Below are 22215 nucleotides of genomic sequence, written 5' to 3'. Positions count from 1 at the left end.
TTATTTAATTTCTATTTCTAAATTATCGTAGGCTAAAAACACATTTTCTGGCAATTGTTTTTGTACTTCTTCATGCAATCCTAAAATATGACTAATATGCGTTAAATACGCTTTTTTTGGCTGCACCAAATTTATAAAATTTATTGCTTCTTCAATGTTAAAATGTGTATTATGTGGTTCAAAACGTAAGGCATTGATAACCAAAACTTCTACATTTTTTAGCTTTACAATTTCTGAAGCTTCCATGGTTTTTACATCTGTTAAATATACGAAATCTTTTATACGGTAGCCAAAAACTTGTAAATTTCCATGCATCGCATTAATCGGGATAATTTCCTGATTTTTGATTTGTATGTTTTGATTGTTTACCACTTCGAACGGCAAAACAGAAGGCGCACCAGGATATTTATTTTCCTTTTCAAAAATATAATCGAATCGTCTTGCTAAATTTTGCAAAACACGTTGATGTCCATAAACTGGAATATCACCTTGTTTAAAATAAAAGGGTCTAATATCGTCTAAACCAGCAGTATGATCAGCATGTTCGTGGGTAAAAAGCAACCCATCAATATGCGAACATTTACTCGTTAACATTTGCTGACGGAAATCGGGACCACAATCAATTACTATAGAAAAATCTTCATCATGAATCCATACAGCAACACGCAATCGTTTGTCTTTATGATCTTCACTTAAACATACGAAATGATTACTTCCAATTACTGGAATTCCTTGAGACGTGCCTGTACCTAAAAAGTAAATTTGCAAAGCGAATATTTTTATACAAAAATAACAAATTACTCTTGTTAAAACCTATAATTTGTTAACTTTGCAATATATATTATAATTTCCCCAAAAATACATTTGAAAAAATGACGACTGAAATAACATTAAGAGGAGACAAAGCAATTGAACAAATTCCTTCAACTAAGGATAAGGCACTCCGTATTAATTTAAACGAAAACATCTACGGAACCTTTGCTGAGATTGGCGCAGGACAGGAAACTGTAAGACATTTTTTCAGAGCTGGAGCTTCTTCTGGAACGATTGCAAAGGCGATGTCTGCTTATGACAAAGACTTTAGTGATGCCATTTATGGTATTGAAGAAGATGGTCGTTATGTTACAGAAAGTCGATTAAGAAAAATGTTGACTCACGAAACCCAACTTATTGAAGATAGATTAGGTCGTGATAAACATCCAAATAAAATGTTTTTTAGTTATGCGAATACGGTTGCTACAATCGATTTTGCAAAACAATTTAAAGGTCATGGTTGGGTTGGAGTTAAATTTCAAGTAGAACCAGATGAAGCGTATAACGAAATTTTAATACATATTCGTTTTAAAGAAAATGATGCGCGTTTACAACAAGAAACTTTAGGTATTTTAGGAGTAAACTTAATTTATGGTGCGTTTTATAAACATAATGATGCGAAGAAATTATTACGTTATTTATACGATCACTTAGAAAAAGACCAAATTGAAATTGATACAGTAAATTTCTCTGGACCACGTTTTGCTGATGTTGACAACAGATTAATGAGTTTACAATTAGTAAAATATGGATTTACAGATGCCGTAATGTTCAATCCAGAAGGAAAAAACATTTTACCAGCAGCTGTTTTATACAAAAAGAACATTTTAGCGTTACGTGGAAGTTTCCGTCCAGTAACGAAAGTAAATATGGATATGTATAAACAATCTTACGAGATGTTTATCAAAGAAAATAAAGTTAGTAAAGAAAATACATTTGTGGTTTTTGAAATTACCCTTTCTAACTTAAAAGCAGAAGGTGAAATTGACGAAAGAGATTTCTTAGATAGAGCGGAATTATTATGTTCATTAGGACAAACGGTAATGATTTCAAACTTCCAAGAATATTATAAAGTACTAGAATATTTCTCATCATTCACCAAATCAAGAACTGGTTTAGCGATGGGAGTAAGTAATTTAGTTGAAATTTTTGACGAAAAATACTACCGTCACATGTCGGGTGGGATTTTAGAAGCTTTTGGAAAACTGTTTTACAGAGATTTAAAAGTGTATTTATACCCAATGAAAGATCCTGAAACTGGTGAAGTTATTACTTCTGAAAACTTAAAAGTTCATCCTAGAATGAAAGAGTTGTATAAATTCTTTAAATACAATGGAAAAGTTACCGATATAGAAACTTACGATGAAAAAACATTAGATATTTTCTCTAGAAGAATTTTAAAAATGATTGCAAAAGGAGAACCAGGTTGGGAAGAAATGCTTCCTGATGGAACGGCTGAAATCATCAAAAAAGACCATTTATTCGGATATCTAAAAGAAAAAGAATTAGCGAAGTCATAAAAAAACATATAAATAAAAAATCCTGAGTAAACTCAGGATTTTTTATTTATAATTTCTTTACTACATACGTCACAATTCCCCATATGATAAAATCATTTTCTTGAGTGACTTCAATTGGTTCAAATAGTTTATTCTCTGGTAATAACAACAAACTGTTTTCTTGTACTTTAATTCTTTTTACGGTAAATTCGCCATCAATAAAACAAACGGCAATTTTACCATCTTCTGGCTCTATACTTTTGTCAATTACTAAAATATCACCATCGTCAATTCCGGCTCCAATCATAGAGTTCCCATTCGCTTTAGCATAAAAAGTAGCTGTTTGGTTTTTCACAACAATTTGATCAATACTAATTCTGGTACCATCAAAATCGGCTGCCGGAGAAGGAAACCCTGCTTTTATTCCACTAGAAATGTAAGGCATTTCTAAATTGCTTTCCGTATTTGGAATAAAAAACGATAAGTTATTTTTTTTTAGCATTTTATTTCTAATAATTCTTTTATATCTGTCGTGTATTTTTTAGACAAAAAATTCTGCTTCATTTTCCAAGTTCGTTGCAAATCTTGGTTTCCGAGTCGAATTTTTCTTTCACCCGTTTTTTTTCTGATATCGTCCATCACTTTCATTATTTTTTCGTGTTTCGGATTCTCTTCTACAAATAAATTAAATTGCTTTTGATCTTGTGGAATAATATCCGTTATAATAATTCCAGCTTTCGTATAGGTTTCGCCAACTTGCACTATCTTTTCTAACATTTTAATAGCTGTAGTACTTAATGTTAAACTTGATTGTGTCGCAAACGGTAACGCTTCGTAAACAGAAAAATTATACCGTTCATTTTCAGCTTTATATTTATCTTTTCTCAAATATAAAATAATTCCGTAACAACACGATTTTTGTTGGCGTAATTTCTCCGAAGCAATGGTTGCAAAAGTAGACACGCGTTCTTTCAATTCGCTTAAATTGGTAATAGATTTCTCGAAAGTTCGAGTAATGGCAATATTTTTTTTGGCTTCAGGTTGTTGTTCTAATTCTAATACAGAAAGACCTAACAACTCCGCACGAAGACGTTTCCCAACTACACCCATTGTTCTTTTTACGAAATCTTCATTATGCTGCAAGGTAAAATCGTAAGCCGAAACCATTCCAAATGCTTTCATTTTTTTAGACAACTGATACCCAATTCCCCAAATATCTTCAATTTTTGTCCATTTCAAAGCTTTAATACGTTTTTCGTCAGTATCAATAACATAAATCCCGCCTGTTCTCTCTTGAAATTTTTTTGCAATTTTATTGGCGACTTTACTCAGCGCTTTTGTTTCGGCAAAACCTATACAGACTGGAATTCCAATCCACTTTTGCACCCGTTGTTTCATTTGTAAACCACACGTTTCAAAATTGGTTGTATTCGTGTTTTTAAAATTAAGAAAAGCTTCGTCGATACTATAATTTTCAATATCTGGTGTAAAATCAGCTAATACATCCATTACCCGTTTACTTAAATCGCCATACAAGGCATAATTGGAAGAAAAAACAGCTATTTGGTGTTGTTTAATTTCGTTTCGAATTTTAAATTCAGGCACACCCATAGCGATTCCAAGCGCTTTTGCTTCATCACTTCTAGAAATCACACAACCATCGTTATTAGATAAAACGACAACGGTTTTTTTTTGAAATTGAGGTTGAAAAACACGCTCACAAGACACATAAAAATTATTACAATCGACCAATGCAAACATATGCCAAAGGTACGATTTCAGCATTGAATTTGGTTCGAGAATTTATTAACAATGGTGTTAAAATTTCGAAAAGAGAGAAAACAAAAAATCCCAAACTCCAGTTAAGGAATTTGGGATTTTCTATATTTTAAATTACTCTAATTATACGTGTAATGCTCTGTTTCCAGTTGCAGCTAAAGCCGCTTCTTTGATGGCTTCAGCAAAAGTTGGATGTGCGTGAGACATTCTTGAAATATCTTCAGCAGATGCTCTAAATTCCATAGCTGTAACTACTTCTGCAATTAAATCGGCACAACGCGCACCAATCATATGAACACCTAAAACTTCGTCTGTTTTCGCGTCAGCTAAGATTTTCACAAATCCGTCTGTATCACCACCAGCACGAGCTCTTCCTAATGCTTTGAAAGGGAAACTTCCTGCTTTGAAATCAATTCCTGCTGCTTTTAATTGCTCTTCTGTTTTACCAACAGCAGCAACTTCTGGCCAAGTATATACTACTCCAGGAATTAAATTATAATCGATATGTGGTTTTTGTCCAGCTAAAATTTCAGCAACCATTACCCCTTCTTCTTCCGCTTTATGTGCTAACATCGCTCCACGAACTACGTCACCAATTGCATAAATATTTGAAACTGAAGTTTGTAAATGATCGTTTACTTCAATCATACCTCTTTCTGTAACTTTAACACCTGCTTTATCTGCATTTAAAGCATCTGTATAAGGACGACGACCCACAGAAACTAAAGAATAATCACCTTCTAAAGTGATGATTTCTCCTTTTGCATTTTCAGCTTTTACAGTTACTACATCTCCTGCTCTATCAACCGATTGAACTTTGTGAGACGTGTAAAACTTCATACCTTGTTTTTTCAATACTTTAGTCAATTCTTTAGATAAAGAAGCATCCATTCCTGGAATAATTCTATCCATAAATTCTACGACAGAAACTTGCGCTCCTAAACGTAAATAAACTTGACCTAATTCAATACCGATAACTCCACCACCAATAATTACTAAGTGTTTTGGAACTTCTTTTAATTTTAAAGCTTCCGTAGACGTAATAATTCTGTCTTTATCTAATTTGATAAAAGGTAAAGAAGAAGGCTTAGAACCCGTAGCAATAATAATATTTTTAGATTCAATCACTTCTGACGAACCATCATTTTTAGTTACTTTAACTGAAGTAGCACTTTCGAATGAACCAACACCTTCAAAAACGGTAACTTTATTTTTATCCATTAAGTATTTTACTCCACCAGAAGTTTGATCTACAACAGCTTGTTTACGAGCAATCATTTTCTCTAAATTCACTTTTACCTCACCAGAAACCTCAATTCCGTGATCTGCAAAATGTTGTAATTCTTCATAATGATGCGAAGAAGCTAATAATGCTTTTGATGGAATACAACCTACGTTAAGGCAAGTTCCACCAAGAGTTGAGTATTTTTCAATAATTGCTGTTTTAAATCCTAATTGTGCGCAACGAATAGCTGCAACATATCCTCCAGGTCCAGAACCAATAATGGTTACATCAAATTGACTCATAAATATTTTTTTTATAAAATGATTGTTGTGTATTTTTCGAGTACAAAAGTAAAGTTTTTAAATAAATATGTACTGATATTTATTTAAAAACTTCAATAAATTTAATTGATTACAAATGAAGTGGAGTTTTTAACTTCTCCAATCATAAAAGTACTGTGCGTACTACCAATATGTTGCAGTGTTGTTAACTTCGTAACCATAAATTCTCTGTATTCTTCCATGTCTTTTACACAGATTTTCAGAATATAATCGTAATCTCCACTTACGTGAAAGCATTCTAAAACTTCATTTAGAGTAACGACTTCTTTTTCAAATTCAGAAATTAAATCTTTAGAATGTTTAATTAATTTGATATGACAAAATACCACAAATCCTTTATCGATTTTAGTTTTGTCTAAAATTGTAGCATATTTGCTAATAATTCCTTCACGTTCTAGTTTTTTTATCCTTTCATAAACCGCAGTTACAGAAAGATTTAGTTTACCAGAAAGCTCTTTAGTAGTTTTTTTAGAATCAATTTGCATTAATTCTAACAGTTTTTTGTCTGTTGCATCCATTTTAGTTGTGTTGTTGTATGTGTGTTTGTGACGCAAATATATCATTTTTTTTTAAATTTTGTTTTAAATTTCAGAATAAAAAACCTTTAAATTTGATTTTTTTAGATTTAAACTCTAAAATATCGTACCTATGTTGAAATATTAATTTTTTTTTATCAATTTTGATGAATAAAAAACTAAACAACATGAACAACTTTAACCCAGCAGACAAAATCCAAGATTTACAATATTTTGGTGAATTTGGAGGTGTAAATCCTTCTATTTCAGATTCCTCAACTTACACTTTTCTTTCAGCAAAAACCATGTTCGATACTTTCGAAGGTAACGCAGAAGGTTGTTATTTATATTCACGTCATTCTTCTCCAAGTAATTTATATTTAGATAAAGCATTGGCAGCAATGGAAGGAACTGAAACAGCGAACGTTTCTGCTTCTGGAATGGGTGCCATTACACCGACTATTTTACAATTATGCGGACAAGGTGATCACGTAGTTTCTAGTAGAACTATTTATGGTGGAACGTATGCTTTCTTGAAAAATTTTGCACCAAGATTTGGCGTTGCCACAACATTTGTTGACATTACTAAATTAGATATTGTAGAAGCAGCCATTACACCAAATACTAAAGTTTTATATTGTGAAACAGTTAGTAATCCTTTATTAGAAGTGGCAGATATTGCTTCATTGGCTAAAATCGCTAAAAAACATAATATTAAATTAGTTGTAGATAATACTTTTTCACCTTTATCAGTTTCTCCAGCAAAATTAGGAGCAGATATCGTAATTCATTCACTTACAAAATACATCAACGGAAGTTCTGATACAGTTGGTGGTGTAACTTGTGCGAGTCAGGAATTTATTAACGATTTGAAAAATGTAAATTCTGGTGCAAGCATGTTATTAGGACCTACAATGGACAGTTTACGTTCTGCTTCAGTAATGAAAAATCTTAGAACATTACATATTAGAATGAAGCAACATAGTCATAACGCAATGTATTTGGCGAATAAATTTGAAGCAGACGGAATCAAAACGGTATATCCAGGTTTAGCAAGTCATCCAAGTCATGAAGTATATAAAAATATGATTAATCCAGAATATGGTTTTGGTGGAATGATGACAATTGACGTAGGAAGTTTAGATAAAGCAAACGCTTTGATGGAATTAATGCAAGAAAGAAATTTAGGCTATTTAGCTGTAAGTTTAGGATTCTACAAAACGTTATTTAGCGCGCCAGGAACTTCAACTTCTTCTGAAATTCCTTTAGAAGAACAAGCAGAAATGGGTTTAACAGATGGTTTAATTCGTTTTTCAATTGGTTTAGATAACGATATTGAAAGAACGTATCAAAGCATGAATGCTTGTATGAAAGAATTAGGTATCCTACAATTAGAGAATGCATAATAATTAGAAAACACATAATATCAAAATCCGATTTAGAAATGAGTCGGATTTTTTTGTAACAATTTCTTAGCTTTGCCAACTAATACAAATTAAATAATTATAAATGAAAAAATATATTTTAAGTTTTCTTTTGGTTGGAAGTATTTCTTTCGCACAAAAGTTAACCATTGAAGAAACGGTGATGGGACCAAGAAAATATGCCCCAACTTCATTATTGGCTCAACAATGGAGAAAAGATTCAAAATCAATTACGTATTTAAGTTCTGATTTTTCTAATTTACTAGAAAAAAGTGCTGCAAACGGATGGAAAGAAACTAATTTAGCTACAAAAGCTGAATTTGAAGCCGCTTTAAAAGCAAAATTTCCAACAGAAGAATTCGCTTTAAGAACATTTCCTACAGCTATAACATGGAAAACTGCAACAACTTTTGAAACGGAAATCGCATCAAAAACAAACAATTATAAAGTTGTTTATAATGTATCTACAAAACAAATTTCTTCAGCAATTGGTTATTCAAATGAAGGAGCTCAAGCTAAATTTGCTTCAAACAGTAATGTCGCTTGGTTAAAAGATAACAACATCAGAATTACATCAAACACTAAAACTATCGAAGTTACAAATGATGAAAATCCAGCAATTGTTAACGGTTCAGATTATGTACACCGTCAAGAATTTGGTATCGATAGAGGAATGTGGTGGAACGAAACTGGAACACAATTAGCCTATTACAGAAAAGATGAAACTATGGTTGGAAATTATCCAATTATCAACTGGAACGAACGCGAAGCAATCAACAAAGACATCAAATATCCAATGGCTGGAATGACCAGTGAAAATGTGACTTTAGTGGTTTATGATGTTGCAACTGGTAAAAAAGTAACGATTCAAACTGGTGAACCAAAAGAACAATATTTAACGATGGTTTCTTGGGAACCAACTGGAAAATACATTTTTATTGGAATCTTAAATCGTGATCAAAATCATTTAAAATTCAATAAATACGATGCTTCAACTGGAGCTTTTGTAAAAACATTATTCGAAGAAAAAGCAACTACTTGGGTAGAACCTCAACACGCTTTGACTTTCGTACCCAACAATCCAAATCAATTTATTTATCAAACTGATTTTAACGGATACAACCAAATGTATTTGTACAATACAGATGGAAAATTGATTAAAAACTTAGGTTTTAAAGATGTGGTTGTGACTAATTTATTAGGTTTCGATGCGTCGAATTCAAAAATCAACTACATCGGAACAATAAATAATGGTTTAGACAGACAATTGTTTCAAGTTGATATTAAATCTGGAAAAACGTTACAATTAACAACAGTTTCTGGAACGCATAATGCTTCTGTTTCTTCTGATGGAATGATGGTTTTAGACCAATACAGTAATACAACAACGCCTAATGAAATTTCGATTTTAAACATCAAAACAAAAATGGCCAATACGACTTTAGTGAAAGCCGAAAATCCTTTTGCAGGAAAAATTGATTTACCAAGAATCGAAATGGTAACTTTAACTTCACCTGATGGAAAAACGCCTTTAAATGGAAGATTAATTTATCCAGCAAATTTTGATGCGACTAAAAAATACCCAGTAATGGTTTATGTTTATGGTGGTTCGCACGCGCAATTGGTGACTAACAAATGGTTAGGTGGCGCTGGTTATTTTGATATATACATGGCACAACAAGGTTATGTGGTATTTACATTAGACAACAGAGGAAGTGATGCTCGTGGAAAAAGATTCTGCGATGTCACACATAGAAATTTAGGAGTAAACGAAATGGCCGACCAAATGAAAGGTGTAGAATTTTTAAAATCGAAATCATTTGTAGATGCGGATAAAATTGGAGTTTTCGGATGGAGTTTTGGTGGTTTTATGACGACTTCTTTATTAACTGCTCAACCAGAAACTTTTAAAGTTGGTGTTGCTGGTGGACCAGTTATTGATTGGAAATATTATGAAATTATGTACGGAGAACGTTACATGGATACACCACAAGATAACCCAGAAGGTTATGCAAAAGCATCTTTATTAGATAAAGTAAAAAACTTAAAAGGAAGATTATTAATCATTCACGGAGCTCAAGATCCAGTTGTAGTGCAACAACACAGTATGAATTTCATTGAAGCTTCTATAAAAGCAGGAAAACAAGTAGATTATTTCTTATATCCAAACCACGAACATAATGTGGGCGGAAGAGACAGAATTCACATGTATGCGAAAATCGCAGATTATTTCGATGTGCATTTGAAAAAATAATGAGTCAATTCGACAATGTGTCGATTAGTCAATAAAAACAAAATCCGTCCCGATTATTTCGAGACGGATTTTAATTTTATAAAAACTTCCTTACATTTGATTTTTAGAAATTATATTATGAAAAAAATAGTTGTATTATTATTAGTGCTTTTTGTTTCCATTTTGGGGTTTTCTCAAGATAAAAAAATATCAGGTTATTTCACTACAAAGGAATTAACTAAAAATTATGTTGATACAATAGTTAACATAAAAAACTATAACATTTACTTGCTTAAAGATTTAAATCCTGATTCTAGATATAAAAAAATATTGACATCTTTAAACGAAAAATTTGAAATTTCAATTAGCAAAAAAGATGCAAAAAAGTATTATTATTTGGAATTTGAAAGTGAAAACAGAGGTGCACTTTATGCGATTAATAAAATACCTAACGATACCATTTTAATTGCTAAAGTTGGAGAAAATTTGGGGGATTATAGTAAATATAAAATAATGGTAGGTAAACCAGCTATTTATCTTTATCCAAAAGTTAAATCTGAAATTAGTATTAAAAATGATTTTAAAGGAAAAATCATGAACACCTATCCTTCATACAAAAATGGTTGGAATGTTATGGCAGAACCAAATGGAGTTTTATATAATTTAGATGACAAACGAACCTATAATTATTTATTTTGGGATGGCTCTTATAATTTTACGAAGAAACATTATAATTACGAAAATGGTTTTTATGTCAAAAAAGAAGATAATATTACCTTTCTTCAAGAAAAATTAGAACTTTTAGGCCTAAATAATACTGAAATCAATGATTTTATCGTGTATTGGTTACCCGAATTAAACAAAAACGAAGAAAATTTCATACACTTTTGGGTAAATGATAATATCGATAATTCTTCTATTTTAAACATCAATCCAAAACCTGAAACATTGTTGAGAATTTTCATGGAATTTAAAGTTTACAATGGCGAACAAAAATTACCTATTCAAGCATTAACTTCAACACCAAGAAAAGGATTTACTGTCGTGGAATGGGGTGGATCAAACATTGATGAACCAATATTAAAATAAACTTCCTAAATTTGCTTATTAGAAACTACATTATGAAAAAAATATTTGCATTATTCTTACTTTTTATAACTTTTTTAGGATTTTCCCAAGATAAAAAAATATCAGGTTATTTCGTAGATGAAACTAACAAAGACACAATAATATATCTAAAACATTATCATATCTACCTTCTTAGAGATTTTAATACATACTCAAAAGCAAAAAAAATATTAGAAACAAAAAATGAAAAATTTGAAATTTCAATTAGTAAAATTGATTTAAGAAAATATCCTTATTTGGAATTTGAAAGCAAAAACGGCAATGCAATTTATGTGATAAATAAAATTCCAAATGATAGTATTTTAATTGCTAAAGTAGGAGAAAATCCTAATTACAATCCTGATCTAGAGATTGTTGGAGCGAAACCAGCTATTTATCTTTATCCAAAAGTTAAATCTGAAATTAGTATTAAAAATGATTTTAAAGGAAAAATCATGAACACCTATCCTTCATACAAAAATGGTTGGAATGTTATGGCAGAACCAAATGGAGTTTTATATAATTTAGATGACAAACGAACCTATAATTATTTATTTTGGGATGGCTCATATAGTTTTACGAAGAAACATTATCAATATGAAAATGGGTTTTATGTCAAGAAAGAAGACAATATTACTTTTCTTCAAGAAAAACTAGAGCTTTTAGGTTTAAATAATACTGAAATCAATGATTTTGTAGTGTATTGGCTTCCAGAACTAAACAAAAACGAGGAAAACTTTATTCATTTTTGGGTGAATGATAATATTGATAATTCTTCTATCTTAACTATCACACCAAAACCGGATACTTTGTTGCGAATTTTCATGGAATTTAAAGCATATCATGGTGAAGAAAAACTACCTCAACAAGAATTAAGCACAACTCCAAGAAAAGGTTTTACCGTTGTAGAATGGGGTGGTTCCAATATTGATGAACCTGTTTTGAAATAAGAAAAAACAAAAAACATAATTAAAAATCCGTTGTGAATTCAGTGGTTTTTTTTTGTAATTTTGTTTTATAAATATTCTATTATGAGTACAATTGAGCTAAAACAAGAACTTCATGACATCATCAATAAAGGTGATGATAAGTTTGTGCAATTATTTTACGATATGGCTAAAACATACTTAGTTCAAATAAAAAAAGACAAAATGATAGCTGAATCTGAAAAAGATATTGATTCTGGTAACATTCATACTCAAGAAGAAGTAAAAAAAATGATTGCTAATTGGAAAGAATAATTAAACCTGTTTTTTGGACCAATAGAGCAGTAAAAGATTTAGAAAAAGTAACTCGCTTTAATAGTAAATTATTTGGTTTTAATAAAGCAGTTGAAATTGCAATTGAAATTCAAGAAGGAACTGAAATTTTAGAATCAAGTGATTTCAATAAAATTGGATCAATAGATGAAGATTTCACTCATTTAAAATTTGAATATAGAAAATTAATTCATCATCACTGCAAAATAACTTACCGAGAAGGAAAAAATAAAATATACATAAATAGAATTTTTGACACGCGACAAAATCCTAATAAAAACAAATAAATCCGTTCTAATTTTTAATCAGAACGGATTTTATATTTTATATTTAACTAAGACAATCTACTAATAAACTTAGCATACGGATCTTTAAATTGAAAACCGTCTTGTGTTCTTTCTTTTGATAATTTATTGTATTCTACTAAAGCCCAAAGTATAAATTCTTTTAGGAAATATTTATCTGAAATGGCAATTTCTGGTTGGTATTTTTGAATTAAATTCTCAAGTGGTTCCACTTCATCTAAAACATTTTTATACACTTCATCTGAACAATCATCTGACAATTCAAAACCAGATTCATTGAAAAACCATTCTGAAATTTCTGTATAAGGATTGACTTCATTTTGTTTTTCTAATTTCTCTATTTTAGGAAAATAACCTGGGAAAAAAGTATGAATCGCATTGGAAATTAAATATTGCGCTACAACTCCTGCTCCTTCTTGTTCGCCTTCGTACACTAATTCTACTTTCCCTGTTATTGCTGGAATAATTCCTAAGAAATCAGACAAACGAACTGTTGTTTTTTCTTCTCCATTTTGCAATGCTCTACGTTCTGCCGTACTAATTAAATTTTCATAAGCGGTAATACTCATTCTGGCAGAAACACCACTTTTCGCATCAATATATTCAGATTCTCTTGCTTCAAAACCCACTTGTTCTAATAAATCTTTTGCTAAATTTGGAACATGTACGATAGAAGATTGATTTTCATCTAATTTAGCTTCTTGATGTGTAATCGTTTTAGCAATTTCAATAGTTTCTGGATAATGCGTTAAAATTTGTGAACCAATTCTGTCTTTTAAAGGCGTAACAATACTTCCACGATTAGTGTAATCTTCAGGGTTTGCTGTAAAAATGAATTGTAAATCTAAAGGCATTCTTAACTTAAATCCACGAATTTGAATGTCGCCTTCTTGCAAAATATTGAATAGCGCGACTTGAATACGAGCTTGTAAATCGGGCAATTCGTTAATAACAAAAATACATCTGTTCGCTCGCGGAATCATTCCGAAGTGAATCACACGTTCATCTGCATAAGATAATTTTAAATTCACAGCTTTTATTGGATCTACATCACCAATTAAATCAGCAACAGTTACATCTGGCGTAGCTAATTTTTCGAAAAAACGCTCACTTCTGTGTAACCAAGAAATTGGTGTTTCGTTTCCTTTTTCAGCAATAAAATCTATGGCAAAACGAGAAATCGGGTTTAAAGGATCGTCATTAATTTCAGAACCAGAAACAAACGGAATATATTCATCCAAAAGTTCGACCATTTTTCGGGCTAAACGAGTTTTCGCTTGTCCACGCAACCCTAATAAATTGATATTGTGTCGAGATAAAATAGCGCGTTCCAATTCAGGAATAACCGAATTTTCAAAACCATGAACACCAGTAAAAGTAGGCTGTTTGGCTATTAATTTATGTCGCAAATTGTTACGTAACTCGTCTTTTATGTTTTTAGATTGATAACCTGACGCTATCAATTCACCTAAAGTATTTATATTTTTAATGTCCATGTTTTAATTTATTTTTTTTTAGACTTTCGTCAACCTTACTTGAATCTTTTACTTTTTACTTGGCTCTTTTTACTTGGCTCTTTTTACTTGGCTCTTTTTACTTGGCTCTTTATTTCAACTTCTTTTTTCTATTCGCTTCATAATCTTGAAAAATCATTTCTCCTAAACCTTTCAAACCGGTATAAAAAGCTTTTCCTTGATTGGCTTCTGTAAATTTATCTACGAATTGTTGCAAATACGGATCGTTAGCAATCATAAAAGTGGTAATTGGAATATGTAATTTTCTGGCTTGAGCAGCTTGTGTGTAACATTTTTCTACGATATATTCATCTAAACCGTTACTATTCATGTAATAAGAACCATCTTTTTCACGAACACAACTTGGTTTTCCATCGGTAATCATGAAAATTTGTTTGTTGGTGTTTCGTTTTCTTCGCAGCATGTCCATAGCTAATTGTAAACCAGCTACAGTGTTTGTATGATATGGTCCGACTTTTAAAAACGGTAATTCTTTTATAGAAATCGGCCAAGCATCATTACCAAAAACTAAAATATCGATGGTGTCTTTTGGATAGCGCGTGGTAATAAGTTCTGCCAAAGCCATCGCTACTTTTTTGGCAGGCGTAATTCGATCTTCACCGTATAAAATCATACTGTGCGAAATGTCAATCATTAAAACCGTGCTCATTTGCGATTTGTAATGTGTGTCTTCAATCACCAAATCGTTTTCAGTTAATTGAAAATCTCCGATTCCGTTGTTGATTTGAGCGTTTTTTAAACTTTCGGTTAATGAAATTTTATCTAAAGAATCGCCAAAATTATAACTTCTGAATTCGCCAGTAAGTTCATCACCACCGCCAACTTGTTTGGTTTTATGGTTTCCACTACCCGATTTATTTAAATTCCCGAAAATTTGATCTAAAGCCGATTGTCTGATTAAACGCTCTGTTTTTGAAGTTATAGTAGTTTCGCCGGAACCACCATCAGGTGTGATTTCTTCACGGATGAATCCTTTTTTCTTTAAATCTTCGATAAAATCTTCAATTGTGTATTCTGGAGTGGTTAATTTGTATTCGTTATCTAATTCTCGTAACCAATCGATAGCTTCATCAAAATCGCCTGAAGTGTGTACAATCAATTCTTTAAAAACGCCAAAAAGCACCTCAAAGGGTGTCTTAAATGGTTTTTCGTATGTTTTAAAATAGAATCCTTTTTTCATACACTAAAATTACAAGGTTTATATTTTATAACATAAAAACGAATACTAATTTTTAGTTAAATCTAATAGAATTTCCCATCTACATAAAACCAAGCGTCTTGAAAGTTGATAAACGTTGATTTTTCGTGATGAATTTGAGGTTTTCTGTTTTCGTCTAAATAATAGGCTTTAAATTCTACTGTATTTTCAGAGAAATTTAAGATTTCTAATTTTTGCCAAGTGTTTGATTTCGCCCAAGCTAAAATATCCGATTTATTGGTGTATTTTTTTTGAGAAACATGAGTCGTATTGTATAAATAATCGGCATTTTGCAAACAATAAGCTGTAAACCTAGAACGCATTAGTTTTTCTGCAGTTGGTACTACTACTCCATCGTAAATATATGGAGAACAGCAATTTTCCAAATGTAATTCACTCCCACACGGGCAAGGTTTAGTCTTTATCATTTTGTATTTTATGTAATAAATGTTTCAATAAAACTTGGTATTTACCTAACTCAATTAAATGCGCATCAAGCGACACGGAATCAATTAAATCTTCAACTTCATTACTTACTTCATGTAAATAAACATGGGCATTTACCAAATCTTTTTTGGCTATGAAGTCAATAATGGTTTGAACTTTCGGTTTTAAATTAACTATTTGTTCTGTAAACATATCTTTTTTTAAAATTAGCCTTTTAATAAATTAATACTAACTGTGGCGTAATTGGTATTTGGAAACTTTTTAAAATATAATGGATCGGGAAACAATCCTACTTCGGCGGCAACTTTATGTAAAACATCGATTTCTACTATGTATTGGTCTGAAAAACCGTGAGTTGCATCGTAAGCTGTTGCAGCTGTATTCCCTAAATTATTTGCTGTTATTTCTGGTGGTATCGTGTGTAATTCTATTATTAACAATCCGAATTTTTGAACGTAAGTCGACCATTTTTGTAAATGTTCCAACAAATTATCTTCTACTTCGTTGTTTTTAATCCAAACTCCTCTGTGAGCAAAAGCACCACTTGACGTACTAATTCTATCTTTTGAAACAGTTTTTGGTGTTTCCCAAATTCTATTATGATCTAAAAATGTTCGTACATTTAATAAATCTTTCAAATCGATATTGTAATTTTCTTTTAAATCTGAAGCTAATAGTTCTGGATTTCCGATGTCGCCCCAAATTACTTTTGCCCAAATATCTGCTTTTATCAAATTCGCTCTTGTCACCTTTAAAGCGGCTTGATTATAATCGGCTCCGACCAAAAACAAAGGATATTCATCCAACATTTTTCCTCGAATGGTTTGACGTTCGATAACTTCATAAATATGTTGTAAAAACGCTCCATTCCCACAACCCATATCTAAAATTCCTTTAGGTTGTTCGTTGATGGGTTTATTAAATAATTCGATAATAATTTCATCAATTACTTTAAAATACGTAGTATGTGCGCCACCGCTTCCCCAAACATTCATTTCTCTATTGACGTGAATTTCGTCTTCACCAATAGCGGTTTCTCTCAATGCTTTCGGATTTCCGAACAATAATTTATCTATATTTTTGAACATCGGCAAATAAGAAACCGTTACACCATAAGCCGAAGCTCTTTTGGCAAAAGACAAACCTAATTCTGTAAATTGATAATTGTCTTTTTTATGGGTAAACCAACCTAAATGCGTGAAGAAATCTAAAATAATTTTGAAAACTTCCGGATGTTTATGAAATTCTTCCGGACTGAAAGACGTTTCCATAAAATACTTATGAAACATGCCTGTCATTCCTAAACTTACGATAATTGGCCCAACTAAATACCCTTCAATATGTGCTAAAAATTGTTCTTGAATGGCTCTTTCTTCATCATTTTCAGAAAGTTGAACATGACACTTGTTTTTATACCATTCGAACAACCTGTTTAAATCCTGATACGATTCGTTTTGAATTTGTACCGAAGTAAACCAATCTTTCTCTTTTAAAACATCAATAACTTCTTCGTAAACTGGTGCTAAAGAAAAGAAAAGTGCCGATTTGGAATTGGTTGAAACCACCACCGAATTATTGGCATTGTCTAATTTATATTCTAACAAACCTTGAGATGCCAAAACACGCAAAGCAATGTTAAGATATCCTTCGTTGGCTTTAAATTCTGAAGATAATTTGGATAGTGAAACTTCTTTATTTTCGAGCAGATAGTGTAAAATTCCTTTTTGATGAAGTGCAAAAACAACCGGTGCAGTTACTAATCCATCTAAGTGTTGAAAAATTCTTTGTCTAAAATTTGAAGTTGTCGTCATATATAAACTGATTTACTCAAATATAGCAAAAAATTATTGGCAACGGTAAAAAAATAAAGGAATTACTGATTTTTTAGCGATTGCTTGTATTGCTCTAAAATAGAAGCTTTTTTGGCAGCAGAAGTTAATTTTGTCTGTTTAATTTTCTTCATGTGATTATCCAATTGTTTTTTATGCTTGTCTTGATTTACGGCGTTATTTCTTCCCATCTTTTAATATTTTACGCAAATTTACGAAACTTTCGTTGGTATTGCTCAATTCTGATAGCATTTTACGTCTAATTTCTTCAAAATCATCAAAAACCAGATATTTTGCCCAAGAAGTATTCTGTAAAACTTCTTTTATTTCTTTAATTCTTTTTGCGGTTTCCGAAGCATTTCTTAAAACTTGATTCGTATAATTCGGATTGTTTTTATGATTGAAATGGACTTCGTTTTTTTCTTCATTTATTTCGATGTAAAACAATTTATCTGTTTCATTATTCGAATAAAAATCAGTCCAACGTGCAAATCCGATGATTTCAGTTTGGTTTTTATATTCGGAATTCACAAGTAATCGCCAACGACAATTCGCCGCTCTTCCCCAATGATTGGATTTTCGGTACACGCCAACTTCCGTGAAATAATATTCGCTTCCAGAATTGCTTTTGTATCCGAGTTTCAAATCGGACAAAACAGAATTATCCACTTGTTGAAACAAGCAAAAAGTGTGTTTGTGAAAATTGTTCCTATGATAAACATTCATTTTGCAAAGATAATCATAACTATTTTCCTTTCCGATAAGATTTCATTAATCCTAAAAAAATTAATACATTTGCATCCAATAAAAATAAAAACTGAGTTTTCAGTATAACAATTTACAAAAAATAAAAATGAAACAATTAGTAGTATTATTTTCTGCATTAATTTTAATTTCTTGCAACAAGTATAAAGTTGAAGGAACTGCAACTGGTGTTGCTAACGGAACAAACGTATTTTTAGTAACTTCAGATTCTACTGGAACTCCAAAACCTAAAGACACAGTTAAAGTAACAGATGGTAAATTTGAATTTGAAGGTAAAAGTGAAAAACCTGAAATTGCTTATATTGCTTTTGAAAAAACGCCAAACGGAAATGTTGGATTTATATTAGAAAAAGGAACTGTTGCTATTAATTTTGACGCTAAAAACATTGAAAAAAATGCTATTAGTGGAACTAAAAATAATGATTTATACCAATCATACAACAATGCTAACTTAGACATTCAGAAAAAAGTTAAAGCTATTTACGAAGCAAATGGTGCATTTATGCAAAAACAACCAGAAACAGATGAAGAAAAAGCTAAAGCCGAAGTAATTATGGCTGAATTTCAAAAAATTCAACTGGAAATGGATAAAAGATCAAAAGATTTTGTTGCTAAAAATCAAAATTCTTTTGTGTCTTTATTATTAATTGAAAACTTATTCTATAACAATAAAATGGAAGCTTCTAAAGTGAAAACATTTTATGATGGATTGGATGCTGACTTAAAAGAAACTACAAGCGGAAAAAGTGTAAAAAAACATTTAGACACACAATTACCATTAGAAAAAGGTAATACAGAAAAAAAAAAGTAGATAACTCAACTAAAGCTGCTGATTTTTCTGCGAAAACGCCTGAAGGAAAAACAGTTTCTTTAAAAGAATCTTTAGGAAAAGTTACAATTATTGATTTCTGGGCTTCTTGGTGTGGACCATGTAGAGCTGAAAACCCTAATGTAGTGGCGTTATATAACGAATTACATAGCAAAGGTTTAAATATTATTGGTGTTTCGTTAGACGATGATGCCGCAGATTGGAAAGCTGCTATTGCTAAAGATAAATTAACTTGGACACAAGTTTCAAATCTTAAGAAATGGAAAGATCCAATTGCGTTAGCTTATGAGATTGAAGAAATTCCTTCAACATTTATATTAGATGCAAAAGGTAATATTGTTGCAAAAAACCTTAGAGGTGACGAATTAAAAGCTAAAGTAAAAGAATTATTAGGTGTAAAATAACACATCAAGCTATAAAAATCAATCCCATTTTGTTAATTATTACAAAATGGGATTTTTTTATGTTTTTAATATTCAGAAAGTTATAAAATAATTTAAATATTCCTTTAAAATAAGTTTGTAACTCTAAAAAACAATTATATATTTGCACTCAAGCTATGGCCACGGGGAGATACTCAAGCGGCCAACGAGGGCAGACTGTAAATCTGCTGTGAAAACTTCGTAGGTTCGAATCCTACTCTCCCCACAAAAAAAAAGCACTTCAATTGAAGTGCTTTTTTTATTTTACATGTGTTTGAGTTTTACTCTAAACTAAAACTAACATTTACTGTACAAACGATTTCAATTTCACCTACTGCTAATGTTTCTCTTGGTGCTGCTTCTGCATCCATCATGGCTCCTTTTGCCATAAAAACTGGTTGTGGATAATTTGTATAAGAGTTATCTGAAATCAAGATGGCTTTACCTACTTTTTGACCAGGTAAAACAGATACATAATCGTCTGCTTTTTTCTTAGCATTTAAAATGGCTTTTTTTCTAGCTTCAGTTTCGTAAGTTTCCATTTTAGAAGACTTAAACTCCACTCCGTTAATTACGTTAATTCCTGTTTCCATTACGTCCATCATAAAGGCATCGTATTTAGAAATATCTTTTAAAGTAACAGAAATAGTTTGATTCGCTTGGTACGAATATTTCTTTTTCTCGTAATCGTAATTTTTATATAAACTCATTTGAGCTGTTTGATAATCGGCCGTTGGAATATTAAACTTCTTGATATACTTAATTACTTTATCAATTGTTACATCGTTTAAAGTTTTTACTTCTTTGGCATCTTTACCATTATTTTGAACTCCTAATTGGATTACCACAATATCTGGCGTTACTTTAATTTTTCCTTCACCAGAAATAGAAATTTGTGGTACTAATTTGTGTTGTTCTTGACTCATAACATTCATTGTTGTAACTAATGTTAGTAATAAAATTAACTTTTTCATTTTGATTTTTTTTAGTTTAAATTTCTAATTCAAATAGCATGCCAATTATATCTTTTTCATCTTTACTAAATAAATTAAAACGGCTATTGGAATCAATAAAATCCCAATGAATAACAATCTTGTTTCAAATAAATTTGGCATAAGTAATAAAGTAAACAGTAATCCACCAATGGCACCACCTAAATGCGCAGTATGCCCAATATTATCGTATTGACCTTTCATTCCGTAAATAGAATAAGCTAAATACAAAAAAGCAAAAATATAGCCTGGAATTGGAATAGCTCCAAATAACAAAATAGAATTTTCTGGATACAACAAAATCGCACAATAAATAATTCCCATTACCGCTCCAGAAGCTCCTATTGCTGAATAAAAAGGTTCTTCTTTATGAATATAATAGGTTAATAAACTTCCAATTGCCATACTTCCGAAATAGATTACAAGAAAATGTATAGTACTAAATTCTTGAGTAAGGAAATTGGCAAAACTCCAAAAACTAAACATGTTAAAAGCAAAATGAAACCAATCGGCATGTAAAAAACCGGAAGTTATCATGCGATATTGTTCGCCTGCCTTGATGCCAGAAATATTAAACTTAAACTTGTCGAAAAATACTGGGTTGGACAAACCTGTATAGGTTACTAAAGCGGTAATTGCAATGATAATTGTTGTAATAGAATACATATAAAAATTTTAATAAACATAAAGGTAAGATAATAATTCAATTCTTTATCATAAAAATCCAATGTTAACCAAAATTTAAAATGTTTTCCTAAGAAATAACAAAACGTGTATATTTGCAAAAAAAGATTCATGCAATTAGTACTATATATTTTAATTTATCCTATTATCTGGATCATTTCTATACTTCCATTTCCTGTTTTATATTTTTTATCAGATTGTATTTATTTTCTAGTTTATAGAGTTATTAAATATAGAAAAAGAGTCGTTAGAGGAAATATAGCTTTAGCTCTTCCGCATTTATCTGAAAAAGAAAGAAATGTAATTGAGAAAAAATTCTATTCACATATGTGCGATATGTTTTTAGAAATGATAAAAACGTTATCTATTTCTCGTAAAGAAATTGAAAAAAGATACGTTTTTACCAACATGGAAGTGTATCACGAATTAGAGAAAAAAGAAAAAAGCATTGCTTTATTGTGCGCCCATTATGCCAGTTATGAATGGGCTGTTTCTATGAATTATCACATTAATTTTTTAGGGTTTGGTGTATATAAAAAATTAGCTAATCCGTATTTTGATAAATTGGTACGAAAAATTCGTTCTAAATTTAAAAGCGAGTTAATTGATAGTAAATCTACAATTCCAACAATAGCTTCGAATTATAGAAGTAAAACGTTTAGCGTGTATGGCTTAGTGAGCGATCAATCGCCAAAACTAAGCGCTACACACCATTGGCAAAAATTTATGGGCGTGGAAGTTCCGGTTCATACAGGTGGCGAAATGTTAGCCAAAAAATACGACATGAACGTGATTTTCTTAAAAACGAAGAAAGTCAAACGTGGATATTATGAAGCTAGTTTTGAAATTCTTTCGGACGGAAATACAAAAGATATCCCAAATTACGAAATCACAGATAATTTCCTAAAATTAGTAGAACAACAAATTTATGACGCTCCAGAATTTTATTTATGGACGCATAAACGTTGGAAACATAAGAGATAAGATAAAAAAAATCGTTGTTAACTAAAAACA

The 22215-nt window shown here is 31.0% G+C and carries 23 protein-coding genes, 1 tRNA gene and 1 pseudogene; 11 read left to right on the top strand and 14 right to left on the bottom strand.

Annotated features, from left to right (window positions below):
- Window positions 1-768, bottom strand: coding sequence for an MBL fold metallo-hydrolase (locus G6N05_RS07505; protein ID WP_166126225.1), 768 nt, complete (start codon window positions 766-768; stop codon window positions 1-3).
- Between the two features lie 104 nt (window positions 769-872).
- Between G6N05_RS07505 and G6N05_RS07500 the strand changes: the two genes are divergently transcribed.
- Window positions 873-2333, top strand: a complete 1461-nt coding sequence (locus G6N05_RS07500; RefSeq protein WP_166126223.1) for a TonB-dependent receptor — start codon at window positions 873-875, stop codon at window positions 2331-2333.
- A 46-nt stretch (window positions 2334-2379) separates the two neighbouring features.
- On the opposite strand, the gene G6N05_RS07495 is transcribed toward G6N05_RS07500, so the two are convergent.
- From G6N05_RS07495 to G6N05_RS07480, 4 genes are all read right to left on the bottom strand, one after another.
- Window positions 2380-2814, bottom strand: coding sequence for a LexA family protein (locus tag G6N05_RS07495; protein ID WP_166126221.1), 435 nt, complete (start codon window positions 2812-2814; stop codon window positions 2380-2382).
- On the bottom strand, window positions 2808-4097 hold the full coding sequence (locus G6N05_RS07490; protein ID WP_225875140.1) for a Y-family DNA polymerase: 1290 nt from the start codon (window positions 4095-4097) through the stop codon (window positions 2808-2810). Before G6N05_RS07490 ends, G6N05_RS07495 begins: the two co-directional genes overlap by 7 nt.
- A 117-nt stretch (window positions 4098-4214) precedes the next feature.
- Window positions 4215-5618 (bottom strand): dihydrolipoyl dehydrogenase, encoded by a 1404-nt coding sequence (gene lpdA, locus G6N05_RS07485; RefSeq protein WP_166126219.1) that lies wholly within the window; start codon window positions 5616-5618, stop codon window positions 4215-4217.
- 101 nt (window positions 5619-5719) lie between these two features.
- The gene (locus G6N05_RS07480; protein ID WP_091311911.1) at window positions 5720-6175 is read right to left on the bottom strand and encodes an Lrp/AsnC family transcriptional regulator; all 456 of its coding nucleotides are present in this window, start codon (window positions 6173-6175) and stop codon (window positions 5720-5722) included.
- 185 nt (window positions 6176-6360) lie between these two features.
- Here G6N05_RS07480 and G6N05_RS07475 point away from each other — a divergent pair, with 185 nt between their 5' ends.
- From G6N05_RS07475 to G6N05_RS07450, 6 genes are all read left to right on the top strand, one after another.
- Complete coding sequence (locus G6N05_RS07475) at window positions 6361-7578, top strand: aminotransferase class I/II-fold pyridoxal phosphate-dependent enzyme (protein WP_166126217.1); 1218 nt, start codon at window positions 6361-6363, stop codon at window positions 7576-7578.
- Between the two features lie 103 nt (window positions 7579-7681).
- Entirely contained in the window at window positions 7682-9850 is a 2169-nt protein-coding gene (locus tag G6N05_RS07470) for a S9 family peptidase (protein ID WP_166126215.1), read from the top strand.
- A 117-nt stretch (window positions 9851-9967) separates the two neighbouring features.
- On the top strand, window positions 9968-10918 hold the full coding sequence (locus G6N05_RS07465; RefSeq protein ID WP_166126213.1) for a hypothetical protein: 951 nt from the start codon (window positions 9968-9970) through the stop codon (window positions 10916-10918).
- Between the two features lie 32 nt (window positions 10919-10950).
- Entirely contained in the window at window positions 10951-11886 is a 936-nt protein-coding gene (locus G6N05_RS07460; RefSeq protein ID WP_166126211.1) for a hypothetical protein, read from the top strand.
- Between the two features lie 81 nt (window positions 11887-11967).
- The gene (locus tag G6N05_RS07455) at window positions 11968-12177 is read left to right on the top strand and encodes a hypothetical protein (protein ID WP_166126209.1); all 210 of its coding nucleotides are present in this window, start codon (window positions 11968-11970) and stop codon (window positions 12175-12177) included.
- Window positions 12165-12482 (top strand): type II toxin-antitoxin system RelE/ParE family toxin, encoded by a 318-nt coding sequence (locus G6N05_RS07450; protein WP_166126207.1) that lies wholly within the window; start codon window positions 12165-12167, stop codon window positions 12480-12482. Before G6N05_RS07455 ends, G6N05_RS07450 begins: the two co-directional genes overlap by 13 nt.
- Window positions 12483-12529: 47 nt before the next feature.
- Here the strand turns inward: G6N05_RS07450 and G6N05_RS07445 are convergent, their stop codons facing one another.
- The 7 genes from G6N05_RS07445 to G6N05_RS07415 form a co-directional block, all read right to left on the bottom strand.
- Window positions 12530-13996, bottom strand: a complete 1467-nt coding sequence (locus G6N05_RS07445) for an AAA family ATPase (protein WP_166126206.1) — start codon at window positions 13994-13996, stop codon at window positions 12530-12532.
- 109 nt (window positions 13997-14105) lie between these two features.
- Complete coding sequence (locus tag G6N05_RS07440; protein ID WP_166126204.1) at window positions 14106-15215, bottom strand: vWA domain-containing protein; 1110 nt, start codon at window positions 15213-15215, stop codon at window positions 14106-14108.
- Between the two features lie 62 nt (window positions 15216-15277).
- A complete protein-coding gene (locus G6N05_RS07435) occupies window positions 15278-15661 on the bottom strand; it encodes a YchJ family protein (RefSeq protein ID WP_166126202.1) in 384 nt (127 codons plus the stop codon).
- On the bottom strand, window positions 15648-15872 hold the full coding sequence (locus tag G6N05_RS07430; protein ID WP_166126200.1) for a hypothetical protein: 225 nt from the start codon (window positions 15870-15872) through the stop codon (window positions 15648-15650). Before G6N05_RS07430 ends, G6N05_RS07435 begins: the two co-directional genes overlap by 14 nt.
- Before the next feature lie 14 nt (window positions 15873-15886).
- Window positions 15887-17491, bottom strand: coding sequence for a class I SAM-dependent methyltransferase (locus G6N05_RS07425; RefSeq protein ID WP_166126198.1), 1605 nt, complete (start codon window positions 17489-17491; stop codon window positions 15887-15889).
- A gap of 62 nt (window positions 17492-17553) precedes the next feature.
- The gene (locus G6N05_RS07420; protein WP_166126196.1) at window positions 17554-17700 is read right to left on the bottom strand and encodes a hypothetical protein; all 147 of its coding nucleotides are present in this window, start codon (window positions 17698-17700) and stop codon (window positions 17554-17556) included.
- Window positions 17687-18178, bottom strand: coding sequence for a hypothetical protein (locus G6N05_RS07415; RefSeq protein ID WP_166126194.1), 492 nt, complete (start codon window positions 18176-18178; stop codon window positions 17687-17689). The genes G6N05_RS07420 and G6N05_RS07415 overlap by 14 nt, the downstream gene beginning before the upstream one ends.
- 184 nt (window positions 18179-18362) lie before the next feature.
- On the opposite strand from G6N05_RS07415, the gene G6N05_RS07410 reads away from it, so the two are divergent.
- From G6N05_RS07410 to G6N05_RS07400, 3 genes and pseudogenes are all read left to right on the top strand, one after another.
- Window positions 18363-19085 (top strand): DUF4369 domain-containing protein, encoded by a 723-nt coding sequence (locus G6N05_RS07410; RefSeq protein ID WP_166126192.1) that lies wholly within the window; start codon window positions 18363-18365, stop codon window positions 19083-19085.
- A gap of 20 nt (window positions 19086-19105) precedes the next feature.
- Window positions 19106-19507, top strand: a pseudogene (locus G6N05_RS07405) (TlpA family protein disulfide reductase); the annotation flags it as partial.
- Window positions 19508-19670: 163 nt separating this feature from the next.
- Window positions 19671-19751, top strand: a tRNA-Tyr gene (locus G6N05_RS07400).
- 55 nt (window positions 19752-19806) lie between these two features.
- Here the strand turns inward: G6N05_RS07400 and G6N05_RS07395 are convergent.
- Both G6N05_RS07395 and G6N05_RS07390 read right to left on the bottom strand, forming a co-directional pair.
- A complete protein-coding gene (locus G6N05_RS07395; protein WP_166126190.1) occupies window positions 19807-20499 on the bottom strand; it encodes an SIMPL domain-containing protein in 693 nt (230 codons plus the stop codon).
- A gap of 45 nt (window positions 20500-20544) precedes the next feature.
- On the bottom strand, window positions 20545-21183 hold the full coding sequence (locus G6N05_RS07390; RefSeq protein ID WP_166126188.1) for a rhomboid family intramembrane serine protease: 639 nt from the start codon (window positions 21181-21183) through the stop codon (window positions 20545-20547).
- Window positions 21184-21312: 129 nt separating this feature from the next.
- Between G6N05_RS07390 and G6N05_RS07385 the strand changes: the two genes are divergently transcribed.
- Window positions 21313-22185 (top strand): lysophospholipid acyltransferase family protein, encoded by an 873-nt coding sequence (locus tag G6N05_RS07385; protein WP_166126187.1) that lies wholly within the window; start codon window positions 21313-21315, stop codon window positions 22183-22185.
- The last annotated feature ends 30 nt before the right edge of the window (window positions 22186-22215 follow it).

This window comes from Flavobacterium bernardetii, assembly GCF_011305415.1.
GTDB lineage: Bacteria > Bacteroidota > Bacteroidia > Flavobacteriales > Flavobacteriaceae > Flavobacterium > Flavobacterium bernardetii.
This window is presented reverse-complemented; position numbering and strand designations above follow the sequence as displayed.